The organism is Melaminivora alkalimesophila, from assembly GCF_000282995.1.
GTDB classification, from domain to species: Bacteria; Pseudomonadota; Gammaproteobacteria; order Burkholderiales; family Burkholderiaceae_C; genus Melaminivora; species Melaminivora alkalimesophila.
Window position 1 is genome coordinate 1 of the sequence record NZ_ALEE01000539.1, and the last position, 12,774, is coordinate 12,774.

At 71.7% G+C, this 12,774-nt stretch carries 11 protein-coding genes; 6 read left to right on the forward strand and 5 right to left on the reverse strand.

What is annotated here, in order from left to right; translation table 11 throughout:
- The 4 genes from A612_RS10595 to A612_RS10610 form a co-directional block, all read right to left on the reverse strand.
- Nucleotides 1–908, reverse strand: a 908-nt coding sequence (locus A612_RS10595; RefSeq protein ID WP_019374461.1) for a protein-disulfide reductase DsbD domain-containing protein, incomplete at its 3' end; no start/stop codon positions are given.
- A 49-nt stretch (nucleotides 909–957) separates the two neighbouring features.
- Nucleotides 958–2,514 carry an MATE family efflux transporter gene (locus A612_RS10600; RefSeq protein ID WP_040436615.1) on the reverse strand — a complete coding sequence of 519 codons (1,557 nt, stop codon included), beginning with the start codon at nucleotides 2,512–2,514 and terminating at the stop codon, nucleotides 958–960.
- Between the two features lie 63 nt (nucleotides 2,515–2,577).
- A complete protein-coding gene (locus A612_RS10605) occupies nucleotides 2,578–3,336 on the reverse strand; it encodes a metallophosphoesterase family protein (protein WP_019374463.1) in 759 nt (252 codons plus the stop codon).
- A 31-nt stretch (nucleotides 3,337–3,367) separates the two neighbouring features.
- Complete coding sequence (locus tag A612_RS10610; protein WP_019374464.1) at nucleotides 3,368–4,216, reverse strand: 3-hydroxybutyryl-CoA dehydrogenase; 849 nt, start codon at nucleotides 4,214–4,216, stop codon at nucleotides 3,368–3,370.
- Nucleotides 4,217–4,333: 117 nt separating this feature from the next.
- On the opposite strand from A612_RS10610, the gene A612_RS10615 reads away from it, so the two are divergent.
- From A612_RS10615 to A612_RS10640, 6 genes are all read left to right on the forward strand, one after another.
- Nucleotides 4,334–5,926 carry a GMC family oxidoreductase gene (locus tag A612_RS10615; RefSeq protein ID WP_019374465.1) on the forward strand — a complete coding sequence of 531 codons (1,593 nt, stop codon included), beginning with the start codon at nucleotides 4,334–4,336 and terminating at the stop codon, nucleotides 5,924–5,926.
- Between the two features lie 157 nt (nucleotides 5,927–6,083).
- Nucleotides 6,084–7,892, forward strand: a complete 1,809-nt coding sequence (locus A612_RS10620; RefSeq protein WP_040436616.1) for a PHA/PHB synthase family protein — start codon at nucleotides 6,084–6,086, stop codon at nucleotides 7,890–7,892.
- A complete protein-coding gene (locus A612_RS10625; RefSeq protein WP_019374467.1) occupies nucleotides 7,882–8,280 on the forward strand; it encodes a hypothetical protein in 399 nt (132 codons plus the stop codon). Before A612_RS10620 ends, A612_RS10625 begins: the two co-directional genes overlap by 11 nt.
- A gap of 54 nt (nucleotides 8,281–8,334) precedes the next feature.
- A complete protein-coding gene (gene fabI, locus A612_RS10630) occupies nucleotides 8,335–9,108 on the forward strand; it encodes an enoyl-ACP reductase FabI (protein WP_019374468.1) in 774 nt (257 codons plus the stop codon).
- A 25-nt stretch (nucleotides 9,109–9,133) separates the two neighbouring features.
- Nucleotides 9,134–10,570, forward strand: a complete 1,437-nt coding sequence (locus A612_RS10635) for a bifunctional enoyl-CoA hydratase/phosphate acetyltransferase (protein ID WP_019374469.1) — start codon at nucleotides 9,134–9,136, stop codon at nucleotides 10,568–10,570.
- Between the two features lie 8 nt (nucleotides 10,571–10,578).
- Complete coding sequence (locus tag A612_RS10640; protein WP_019374470.1) at nucleotides 10,579–11,769, forward strand: acetate/propionate family kinase; 1,191 nt, start codon at nucleotides 10,579–10,581, stop codon at nucleotides 11,767–11,769.
- Nucleotides 11,770–11,802: 33 nt separating this feature from the next.
- On the opposite strand, the gene A612_RS10645 is transcribed toward A612_RS10640, so the two are convergent.
- On the reverse strand, nucleotides 11,803–12,774 hold a 972-nt coding region (locus A612_RS10645), incomplete at its 5' end, for an AMP nucleosidase (protein WP_019374471.1).

The window sequence follows — 12,774 nt, forward strand, 5'->3', positions numbered from 1 at the left end:
GGCGGCGCCACTGCCGGCCAGCCGCCGGGCACGGGCAGCTCCACGCGCACGCCCCCGCCATCGGCCGTGAGCACCAGAGGCAGAGGCTCGGGGCTTTCACTGCGATCGGGCGAGAGCGGCACGCGCGCGCTCCATACACCCGCCTGCCATTGCTGCTCGGGCGTGGCCGCGGTCTGGACCAGCGCCGGTGTCTCGGGAAAGACGCCCAGCTCGCGCCCCTGCCAGGCGGCCGGCAGGCCTGCCACGCGCAGCACCAGGGCATCGGCCTCGACGCGGGCGTCGCTGCCCTCCAGGGCGGCCAGCGACGTCGGGGCCGCGGCCGCCGCGGCGGTGAATTCCTGCGCGTGGGTCGCCGTGCTGCCCTCGATGGGCAGGCGCAGCGTGAAGCGGCCCTCCTCCGGGATGCATTCCTGGCGGCACACCAGCCAGGAGGCGTGCAGCCCCACCTCCAGCTCGCGCGCCAGCGGCTCGGGCCGCCAGGCCTCGGACACCTGCACCGGTACCGGCAACAGCACGCGCCCGTCGTAGCCGTAGTTGGCCAGCGTGCCGAGCGGGAACTTGCGCGGCACGGGCCAGGCGATCTCGCCGGCGTCCAGGCCCGCGGGCAGCTGCCAGTCGAGCTGGGTCGGCAGGCCCGAGTCGCCGGGGTTCTTCCAGTAGGTGTGCCAGTCGGGCTGGTGCTCGAGCAGCAGGCCGAACTGCAGCGGCCGCCCCGGGCCCACGCCCTCGGGCGCGTGCGCCACCAGCTGCGCCCGCACGTGCGGGGTGGTGACCGTGCTGGCGTCGGCACTGGCCCCCCCTCCCGAGAGCCGGAGCTGGAATTGCGCGAACGCGGGTGCGGATGGGGCAGCAGCGGCTGCGACGAGGAGGGCGACCAGGTGCAGTCGCAGGAGCAGGCGGGCCAACATGATTGCCCGGTAGGATGGCACGCGCGGCGTTTGGTTCCGGGCGGCAGGCTCAGGCCGGCACGGGCAGCGCTTCGTCCTCGATGGCCACGTCGCCCGCGGTGGCGCACACCGGCGCCGGCGGCAGGCCGCCGACCTCGGCCGGCGTGGCCAGCGTCCGTTCTTCCTCGGGCGGCAGGATGCGCGCGCGGCGCCAGCGGCCGAAGCGGTAGTAGGCGAGCGTCATCAGCATGGCAGCGATGGCGCTGGCCGGAAAGCTCCACCAGATGGCGTCTACCCCCAGCGCGTCCTGCAGGCCCCAGGCCAGCGGCACGCGGATGCCCCACATGGCCACCGCCAGGATGGCCAGCGGCGCCAGCACCGCCCCGGTGGCGCGCACCACGCCCGTGAGCACGAAGCTCACGCCGAAGAACAGGAAGGACCACAGCGCGATCGCGTTCAGGTGCCGGGCGATGGCGATGGCCTCGCTGCCGGCGGGCAGGAACAGCCCCAGCACCTCGCGCTGCAGCGCCAGCACGGCGCCGATCAGCGTGCCGGTGAGCACGAAGTTGAACAGCACGCCGTGGCGCGCGATCGCCTCCACGCGCGGCCACAGCCCCGCGCCCACGTTCTGCGCCGCCATCGACGAGCAGGCCGCGCCGATCGCCATGGCGGGCATCTGCACGTAGGTCCACAGCTGCAGCGCCGCGCCATAGGCCGAGGCGGTGGCCACGCCGTGGGCGTTCACCAGGCCGAGCATCATCAGCATGGACACCGAGATCAGCACCATCTGCGCCCCCATGGGCAGCCCCTTGGCCAGGAGCGCGCGCACGATGTCCCAGCGCGGCGCGAACAGCCGCCAGTCGCCGCGGCCGATCCACAGCGGATGGCGCCGCCAGCGCAGCCAGGCGAGCAGCGCGGCCAAGGCCATGGCGTTGGACACCCCGGTGGCCAGGCCCGAGCCGGCAATGCCCAGGGCCGGCACCGGCCCCGCGCCGAAGATCAGCACCGGGTTGAGCACCACGTCCAGCGCCACCGCCAGCACCAGGAACAGGAAAGGCGTGCGCGCATCGCCCGCGCCGCGCAGCACGGCCGAGACGAAGGTGAACAGGTACAGGAAGGGGATCGCCAGGAACAGCATGCGCAGGTAGCTCTCCGCCAGCGGCAGCGCCTCGGCGGGCGTGCCCATGGCCGCCAGGATGTGGCGCGACAGCGGCATGCCCACCGCCGAGATCAGCAGCGCCGCCGCGCCGAAGAAGGTGGCGCTCGTGCCCATGACGCAGCGCGCCTGGCGCAGGTCGTGCGCGCCCACGGCCTGCGCCACCAGGATGGTGGCCGCCATGCCGATGCCGAAGACCGCGCCGATCAGCAGGAACAGGATGTTGTTGGCATTCGCCGTGGCCGTGAGCGCCGCCTCGCCCAGGTGGCCGCCGACCCAGAAGGCGTTGACCGAGCCGTTGAGCGACTGCAGCACGTTGCCCGCCAGGATCGGCAGGGCGAAGCGCAACAGGGTGGGGGCGATCGGGCCGCGCGTCAGGTCGCGGGTGGCGCCGCGCGGGGCGCGGCTTGCAGGGTCGGGCGGGGCGGCCGGGTCCGGCGGGACAGGCAAGGCAGGGCTGCGGCGAGGCATGGGCCGATGGTGGGGGCCAGCGCGCGGAGCCGCTGTCGGCCAAGACCGCGCGGGCCCGTGGCGTCATCGGCCCTTTTCCAGCCGCTCGGCGAAGAATTCCGGCAGTCCCGAGGCGCGCACCGCGGCGGCCGCGGCCAGGTGGTCGTAGGCCACGCGGTGGAAGGTGAGGGTCGCGGCCGCGGCGTCGAACAGGGCGTACATGGCGCGCACGTCGCCATCGCGCGGCTGGCCGCAGGAACCGACGATGGCCAGCCACTGGCGGTGCGGCGGCACCGGCACCGGCACACCGGGCCGGGGCGCAAAGCGCATCAGCTTGGCCGTGGGCGTGAGGAAGTACAGCGCCTGCTCGTGCACGTGGCCGCTGAAGACGTAGCGGATCGCCGGGTCGATCTGGCTGGCCGCCGCCATGCTGCGCTCGGCGGCGTTGCCGTCCGTGACGTAGTGCCAGCGCCCGGGCGCGTCGGCGCTGGCGTGCACCAGCAGCACCTGCGGGCCGGCGCGCGCCGTGAGCGGCAGCGCGGCGAGGAAGTCGCGCTGCGCCGGGCTCAGGCGCGGCGCCGTCCACTGCGCGCTCTGCTCGCCCAGGTTGCCGGCCTGCGCGGGCGGGTGCAGCGTGGCTTCCTCGTGGTTGCCGCGCACGCACGGCGCGCCCTGCGCCGCCAGCGCCATGGCGCGTTCGAGCACCGGCCCGGGCTCGGCGCCGTAGCCCACCAGATCGCCCAGCAGCGCCACCTGGTCCGCCCCCTCGGCCCGGGCGTGCGCCAGGCAGGCCTCGAAGGCCGGCAGGTTGGCGTGCACATCCGCCAGCAGGGCGAGCTTCATGGGCGCGGCGGGCGGCGCTGTCGTGGCAGGCTCAGTAGCTGTAGACGCCGCGCCCGCTCTTGCGGCCCAGGCGGCCGGCGGCCACGTACTCCTTGAGCAGCGGGCAGGGGCGGTACTTGCTGTCGCCGAACTCGGTCAAATACACCTCCATCACCGCCAGGCACACGTCCAGGCCGATCATGTCGGCCAGCGCCAGCGGACCGATGGGCTGGTTGCAGCCCAGCTTCATGCCGGCGTCGATGTCCTCGGGCGTGGCCAGCCCTTCGGCCAGCACGAAGAAGGCCTCGTTGATCATGGGCACCAGGATGCGGTTGACCACGAAGCCGGGGGCGTTCTTCACGGTGATGGGCGACTTGCCCAGGCGCTCGGAGAGCTGCTTCACCGCGTCGTGCGTGGCGTCGGAAGTCTGCAGGCCGCGAATGATCTCCACCAGCGCCATCATCGGCACGGGGTTGAAGAAATGCATGCCGATGAACCGGTCGGCGCGCGACGTGGCGGCCGCCAGCTTGGTGATCGAGATCGACGAGGTGTTGGAGGCGATGAGGACCTCGGGGCCGACCAGCTCGTCGACCTGCTTGAGGATCTTCAGCTTGAGCTCGTAGTTTTCGGTTGCGGCCTCGATCACGATCTGCGCGCGCTTCAGGTCGTCGTAGCTGGTCGAGCCCTGGATGCGCGCGAGCGCCGCGTCCTTGTCGGCGGTGCTGATCTTCTCGCGCTTGATCAGGCGGTCCAGGCTGCCCGACACCGTCGCCAGGCCGCGCTGCACCGCCGCGTCCGAGACGTCCACCATCACCACGTCGATGCCCACCACCGCGCAGGCCTGCGCAATGCCGTTGCCCATGGTTCCGGCGCCGATGATGCCCACGGTTGAAATCGTCATATAAACCATCCTTTGCAAAAGAAACAAGCGGCGACAGCCCAAGCCGGACGCCGCGCACCACCCCCGATCGTACGACCACGCGCCCACGCGGGGCGGCAACCGAGGAGACAGACAGGCATGTACGACTACATCGTGATCGGCGGCGGCTCGGCCGGCTGCGTGCTCGCCAGCCGGCTGAGCGAGGACCCGCGCACAAGCGTCTGCCTGCTGGAGGCGGGCGGGCCGGATGCGAGCGTGCTGATCCATTGCCCGGGCGGGCTGGCCGCCATGGCGGCGCTGGGCTCGCACAACTGGCGCCTCGAGACCGTGCCGCAACCCGGCCTGGGCGGGCGGCGTGGCTACCAGCCGCGCGGCAAGGTGCTGGGGGGCTCGAGCTCGGTCAATGCCATGATCTATGCGCGCGGCCACCCGAGCGACTACGACCACTGGGAGGCCGAGGGCAATCCGGGTTGGGGCTGGCGCGATGTGCTGCCCTGGTTCCTGGGCGCCGAGGACAACGAGCGCGGCCCGGACCCCTGGCACGGCATCGGCGGCCCGCTGGGCGTGGCCGACCTGCGCTCGCCGCACCGCCTCAGCCGCGACTTCGTCGAGGCCGGCGTGCAGGCGGGCCACGCACGCAACCCCGACTTCAACGGCGAGCGCCTGGAGGGCGTGGGGCTCTACCAGGTCACGCAGCGCGGCGGCGAGCGCCTGAGCGTCGCCAAGGCCTACCTGACGCCGCACCTGGGGCGGCCCAACCTGCACGTGGTGACCGGCGCGCAGGCGACGCGCATCCTGTTCGGCGAGGGGCGCCGCGCGGTGGGCGTGGAATACCTGCAGGGCGGCCAGCGCCACACGGCGCGCGCCACGCGCGAGGTGCTGCTGAGCGCCGGCGCGCTGCTGTCGCCGCAGCTGCTGCTGCTCTCAGGCATCGGCCCGGGCGCGCAGCTGCAGCGCCACGGCATCCCGGTGCTGCACGAGCTGCCGGGCGTGGGCGAGGGATTGCACGACCACCCGGACGTGGTGCTGGTGCATGACGCGCCACAGCTCACCGACCTGTTCGGCGTGTCGCTGCGCGGCGCCTGGGGCCTGCTCGCGGCGCTGCAGCAGTGGCGCCGCCGGCGCACCGGCCTGCTGACCACCAATTTCGCCGAGGGCGGCGCCTTCCTGCGCAGCCGGCCGGAGCTGGAGGTGCCCGACCTGCAGCTGCACTTCGTGATCGGCAAGCTGATCAACCATGGGCGCACCGCCAGCTGGGGCCATGGCTACTCCTGCCACGTCTGCTTGCTGCAGCCGCAGAGCCGCGGCAGCGTGCGCCTGGCCAGCGCCGACCCGCTGGCGCCGCCGCTGGTGGACCCGGCCTTCCTGGCCGAGGAGGACGACCTGGCGCGCATGGTGCGGGGCGTGCACCTGATGCGCGAGATCCTGGCGCAGCCGACGCTGGCGCGGCATGGCGCGCGCGAGCTGCCGTCCTCTGCCGAGGCCGTGACCGACGAACAGGTGGCGCAGTTCGTGCGCCAGCACGCCGACACCATCTACCACCCGGTGGGCTCCTGCCGGATGGGCCCGGGTCCGCAGGACGTGGTCGATGCCGAGCTGCGCGTGCACGGCGTGCAGGGCCTGCGCGTGGTGGACGCGTCCATCATGCCGCGCATCGTCAGCGGCAACACCAATGCGCCGACGGTGATGATCGCCGAGCGGGCGGCGGCGCTGCTGCGCCAGTCGGCCTGAGCCTGCCGCCTGGGGAGCGGAGGGCCGGGCGGGGCCGCTTTGCCGGGCATGTTGCGGCGCAACAGGAACTGGGAGGCGCTTGACGAAGGTCAAGCGGGGGCGAAGCCAGGGCGGAGAGAATTACACCAAGTTGTAATTGTTACGTTTCTTCGAATTCATGCCTTCTCCCATCGAGTCGATCACGCCCCGCGAGGCGCAGCGCCAGGCGGCGCGGGCGCTGGACGCTTCCACCCAAACGCAGCTGGCGCGCCTGTTCGGCGGTCTGTCGCCGGTGGCCCTCGGGCTGGCGCACGCCGACTGGGCGCTGCACCTCATGGCCTCGCCCGGCCGCCAGGCGGTGCTGGCGCAGCGCGCCGTGGAGCTGTCGCTGCAGGCGTGGCGCAACCTCGGCGTTGCGGCGGCCCCGGATGCCCCCACCGACACGGACGCCCGCTTCGCCCACGAAGGCTGGAAGCAATGGCCCTTCAATGCCTTGAAGGAAGGCCACAAGGCGCTGGATGCCTGGTGGCGCGAGGCCGCGCAGCAGGAGGAGGGCGTGTCGCGCCACCACCAGCACATGGTCCGCTTCTTCACCGGCCAGGCGCTCGATGCGGTGTCGCCCTCGAACTGGGCCTTCACCAACCCGGAAGTGCTGCACACGGCGCGCCAGACGCGCGGGCGCTCCTTGCAGGAAGGCTGGCAACTCTACCTCAAGGACCTGCGCGAGCAGCTCGGCGCACGCCCCGAGACGCCCGGCGAGGCGCTCGAGCCGCTGGAGTACGCCGTCGGGCGCGACGTGGCCGCAACGCCCGGCAAGGTGGTGTTCCGCAACCACCTGATCGAGCTGATCCGCTACAGCCCGAGCACCGACAAGGTGCACCCGGAGCCGGTGCTGATCGTGCCCTCGTGCATTATGAAGTACTACATCCTGGACCTGTCGCCGCACAACTCCATGGTCAAGTACCTGGTGGGCCAGGGCCACACGGTGTTCATCATCTCCTGGCGCAACCCGGATGCCGAGGACCGCGACCTGAAGATGCAGGACTACCTCAGCACCGGCGTGCTCGCCGCCATGGCCGCGGCCAAGGCCAGCAGTGGCGCCGAGCGCCTGCACACCATGGGTTACTGCCTGGGCGGCACCTTCCTTGCGATCGCCGCCGCCGCCCTGGGCCGCATCGCGCGGCGCAGAAAGGGCCAGCGCACGGCCAAGGAGAAAGCGCTGGTCCCGGACGACATGCCCGAGCTGGCTTCCGTGATCCTGCTGGCGGCGCAGACGGACTTTTCCGAGCCGGGCGAGCTGGGCGTGTTCATCGACGAGGCGCAGCTGGCGACGCTGCGCCAGGCCATGCACGAGCGCGGCTACCTGTCGGGCAGGCAGATGGGCGGCTCGTTCCAGTTTCTCGCCTCGCGCAGCCTGGTGTGGTCGCGCAACACGCGCCGCTACCTGCTGGGCGAGGACGACGCCAGCTTCGACCTGATGAGCTGGAACGCCGACACCACGCGCCTGCCCGCGCGCATGCACTCGGAATACCTCACGGCGCTGTTCCTGAACAACGCCCTGGCCTCGGGCCAATACCGTTTCGCCGGCTCCACCGTGGCCTTGATGGACATCCACGTGCCGATGATGGTGGTCGCCACCACGCGCGACCACGTCTCGCCCTGGAAGTCGGTCTACAAGATCCACCTGCAGACCGACACCCACGTGACCTTCGTGCTGGCCGAAGGCGGGCACAACGCCGGCATCGTCAGCGAGCCGGGCCGGCCGCGGCGCAGCTACCAGGTGGCAAGCGTCGAGGACAACAGCGGCTGGATCGATCCCGACGAGTGGAAGGCCCAGACGCCGGTGGTGCCCGGCTCGTGGTGGGAGGCGATGCAGTCCTGGATCCGCGAGCGCTCGGGCAAGCCGATTGCCGCCCAGCCGATTCCGGCCGCCCAGGCGCTGTGCGATGCTCCCGGCACCTATGTGCTGACGCGCTATGCCGACTGAAGCCGCGAACCGCCACAGCGAGGCGCTCGCCCTGCGCCTGGACCGCATGGTCGCGCACATGGAAGCCGTGGCCGCGCGCATCGCCTTCCTCGGGCGCGCGCTGGACCTGCCATTGCGCACGCCCGCCGACATCCAGACAGCGCTGGAGTGCGACGCCGACTGCCAGGAGCAGCGGGGCACGCGCCAGATGCGCATGCGCGAGGAGCTGCGCGGCCTGCTGGTCATGCGCTACACGGTGGTGGCGCGCATGGCCGCCAGCGTGCAGGTGGGCGCCCCGGCGGCGCGCGACATCCTCCTGGTCGCCAACGATCGCCTGCTCGCCAGGGGCTTCGATGCCGGGGCGCCGGGCCTGAACCTGCGGCCGCTGTTCGAGGGCATCGACGCCTGAACCTCCTTTCTGCGCGGGGCGTACCCGCCGTCCAACCTGTTTGCTGATTTCCCCATGACATCCTCCCTCTTCAGCCTGGCCGGCAAGAAAGGCCTGATCCTCGGCATTGCCAACGACAGCAGCATCGCCTTCGGCTGCGCGCGCCTGGCGCGCCAGCTGGGCGCCGAGGTCGTCGCCTCGTGCCTGAACGACAAGGCGCGCCGCTTTGTCGAGCCGCACACCGCGCCCCTGGGCATCGACCTGGTCCACTGCGACGTGGAGGCTCCGGGCGAGCTCGACGCCATCGTGCAGCACGCCGCCAACAAGTTCGGCCGGCTCGACTTCGTCATCCACTCGATTGCCTGGGCGCCGCTGTCGGACCTGCACGGCCACGTGGTGGACAGCTCGCGCGAGGGCTTCGGCCGCGCCATGGCCATCTCCTGCCACAGCTTTGCCGAGCTGGCGCGCCTGTGCGTGCCGCACATGCACGCCGGCGGCAGCATGCTGTCCATGACCTACCTGGGCTCGGGCGAGGCCGTGCCCAACTACGGCCTGATGGGGCCGGTGAAGGCGGCGCTGGAATCCATGGTGCGCTACATGGCGATGGAACTGGGCCCGAAGAACATCCGCGTGCACGCCGTCTCGCCCGGCCCGATCCTGACGCGCGCCGGCTCGGGCATCGCCAACTTCGATACGCTCATGGCCACGGCCCAGGCCAAGGCGCCGCTGCAGCGCCTGGTCACCCTCGACGAGATCGCCCAGCTGAGCGCCTTCCTGTGCATGGAGGCGGCCAGCGGCATGACCGGCCAGACCATCTACGTGGACGGCGGCGTCCACGCCATGGATTGATCGTTTTCCCGAAGGACCCTGCCCCATGAACACCAACAACACCAACGAGCCCATGTGGATGGAGAACGTCACCTACGACGAGCTCAGCGTGGGCCAGAGCGCCCGCCTGCTGCGCACCGTGACGCTGGCCGACATCCAGGCCTTCGCCGCCGTCTCGGGCGACATCAACCCGGCGCACCTGAACGCGCAGTACGCCGACGCCACCATGTTCAACGGCGTGATCGCCCACGGCATGCTGGGCGCGGCGCTGATCTCGGCGCTGTTCGGCACCCAGTTCCCCGGCCCCGGCACCATCTACCTGGGCCAGGAGCTGAAGTTCACCCGCCCGGTGCGCATCGGCGACACGCTCACGGTGCTGGCCACGGTGAGCGAGAAGAACGACGAGAAGAAGCGCGTCAAGATGGACTGCCTGGTGACCAACCAGCACGGCGAGGTGGTGCTCAAGGGCGTGGCGAACCTCATGCCGCCCGTCACCAAGGTGCGCGTGCCGCGCATCAACGCCCCGCAGATCCAGCTGTTCGATCCGGAGGCGCGCTTCCAGGCCCTGCTGGACAAGGTCCAGGGCGTGCCGGTGATGCGCTGCGCGGTGGTGCATCCGGTGGATGCGGGCTCGCTGGCCGGCGCCATGGACGCCGCCAGCCACGGCCTGATCCAGCCGGTGCTGATCGGCCCCGAGGGGCGCATCCGGCGCGTGGCCGAGGAGGCGGGCATCAGCCTGCACGGCGCGGCCATCATCGGCGTGGAGCACAGCCACGCGGCCGCCGAGATGGCGGCCGACCTGGCGGCGCGGCGCGAGGTGGACCTGCTCATGAAGGGTAGCCTGCACACGGACGAGCTGCTCAAGGCCATCCTGGCGCAGCCGCTGCTGCGCACCGGCCGGCGCCTGTCGCACGTGTTCCGCTTCGACGTGCCGCTCTACCCGAAGCCCTTGATCATCACGGACGCGGCCATCAACATCCGCCCGACCCTGGCCGAGAAGGCGGACATCATCCAGAACGCCATCGAGTTCGCGCAGATCCTGGGCACCGGGCAGCCGCGCGTGGCCATCCTGTCGGCGGTGGAGACCGTCACCGCCAGCATCCCCTCGACGCTGGACGCCGCCGCCCTGTGCAAGATGGCCGACCGCGGCCAGATCCAGGGCGGCCTGCTGGACGGCCCGCTGGCCTTCGACAACGCGATCTCCATGGACGCCGTGCGCATCAAGGGCATCGCCTCCGAGGTGGCGGGGCAGGCCGACATCCTGGCCGTCCCGGACCTGGAGAGCGGCAACATGATCGCCAAGCAGCTGGAATACCTGGCGGGCGCCAGCGGCTCGGGGCTGGTGCTGGGGGCGCGCGTGCCGATCGCCCTGACCAGCCGTGCCGACGGGCCGATGGTGCGCGTGGCCTCCACCGTGCTGGCGGTGCTGGCGGCGCACCACGAGCGCAGGAAGCAGGCGGACAACGCCTGGAAGCAGGGTTGAGGCGCGCCATGGCCATTCTTGCAGTCAATGCCGGCTCGTCCTCGCTGAAATTCTCGCTGCACCCGCTCACGGACGGCCAGGTGCAGCCGCACCTGCTGTCGGGCAACATCCAGGGGCTGGAGCCCGGCGGCGCGCCCGCCATGGGCTGGCAGCACCGGGGCGAGAAGCACCAGCGTGCGCTGCAGGTGCCGGCCGGCGCCTCGCCCTTCGGGGCGGCGCTCGACGCCCTGCGTGCGCTGCTCGGCGAATGGGCCGATGCGCCGGAGATCGCTGCCGTGGCGCACCGCGTGGTGCACGGCGGGGGCGAATTCACGGCGAGCGTGCGCGTGGACGATGCGGTGCTCGCGCGGCTGGCGCGCTTCAACTCGCTCGCGCCGCTGCACCAGCCGCACAACCTGGAGGGCATCCGGCGCTTTCGCGCGGCCTTCCCGGGGCTGCCGCAGATCGCCTGCTTCGACACCGCCTTCCACGCCCACATGCCCGAGGTGGACCGCGCTTTTGCGCTGCCGCGCGCGCTGAGCGAGCAGGGCGTGCGCCGCTACGGTTTCCACGGCCTGTCCTACCAGTACATCATGGGCGTGCTGCAGGAGCGCACCATCCGCGGCAATGGCCGCGTGGTCATGGCGCACCTGGGCAACGGCGCGAGCCTGTGCGCGGCGCACGGCGGCACCAGCGTGGCGACCACCATGGGCTTTTCCGCGCTCGACGGCCTGATGATGGGCACGCGCAGCGGCGCGCTCGATCCGGGCGTGCTGCTCTACCTGCTCGAACAAGGCTGGACGCACGCGCGCATCGAGGCGCTGCTCTACAGGCAATCGGGCCTGCTGGGCGTCTCGGGCATCTCCGCCGACATGCGGCGCCTGCGCGCCGAGGCGGCGGCTGGCCATGGCGACGCGCGCCGCGCCATCGCCCAGTTCACGCACCGCGTGGTGCGCGAGACCGGGGCGCTCACGGCCTGCCTGCAGGGGCTGGACCTGCTGGCCTTCAGCGGCGGCATCGGCGAGAACGACGCCCAGCTGCGCGAGGAAGCCTGCGCGCAGCTGGGCTGGATGGGGCTGCGGATCGATGCGGCGCGCAACCGCCAGGTGGAAGGAGCGTGCGCCATCCACGCGCCCGACAGCCGGATCGAGGTCTGGGTGGTGCCGACCGACGAAGGCCGCGTGGCGGCGCGCGAGGCGGCGGCGCTGCTGCGGGGCTGAGCGCGGGAGCGGCGCCCCCCGGCCCCGCGGCCTTTACTGGAACGCCACCTCGGCAAAGCTGCGCAGCTTGCGGCTGTGCAGCCGGTGCACGCCGCCGGCGCGCAGGATGTCGATGGCGCGCATGCCGATGCGCAGGTGTTGGTCGACGCGCTCGCGATAGAAGTGGTTGGCCATGCCGGGCAGCTTGATCTCGCCGTGCAACGGCTTGTCGGACACGCACAAGAGCGTCCCGTAGGGCACGCGGAAGCGAAAGCCGTTGGCGGCGATGGTGGCGCTCTCCATGTCCAGCGCGATCGCCCGGCTCTGGCTGAAGCGCCGCTGCGGCAGGTTGTCGGGCAGCAGCTCCCAGTTGCGGTTGTCGGTGCTGGCCACGGTGCCGGTGCGCATGATGCGCTTCAACTGGTCGCCGGGCATCTGCGTGACCTCGGCCACCGCCTGCTGCAGCGCCACCTGGATCTCGGCCAGCGCCGGGATCGGCACCCACACCGGCAGCTCCTCGTCCAGCACATGATCCTCGCGCACGTAGGCGTGCGCCAGCACGTAGTCGCCCAGCTGCTGGCTGTTGCGCAGGCCCGCGCAGTGGCCCAGCATCATCCAGGCGTGCGGGCGCAGCACGGCGATGTGGTCGGTGATGGTCTTGGCGTTGGCCGGGCCGACGCCGATGTTGACCATGGTGATGCCGCTGCGGTCGGCGCGCACCAGGTGGTAGGCGGGCATCTGCGGCAGGCGCGGCGGCGCCACGCCCAGCTCGTCGCCGGCCTCGGGCGGCAGTCCGGCATGGCGCGTCACCACGTTGCCCGGCTCGATGAAGGCGGTGTATTCGCTGTCGGGCCGGTCCATCTCGGCGCGGCCCAGGCGCACGAACTCGTCGATGTAGAACTGGTAGTTGGTGAACAGCACGAAGTTCTGGAACCACTCGGGCGCCGTGCCGGTGTAGTGGCGCAGGCGGTGCAGCGAATAGTCCACGCGCGGGGCGGTGAACAGCGACAGCGGCAGGGGGTCGCC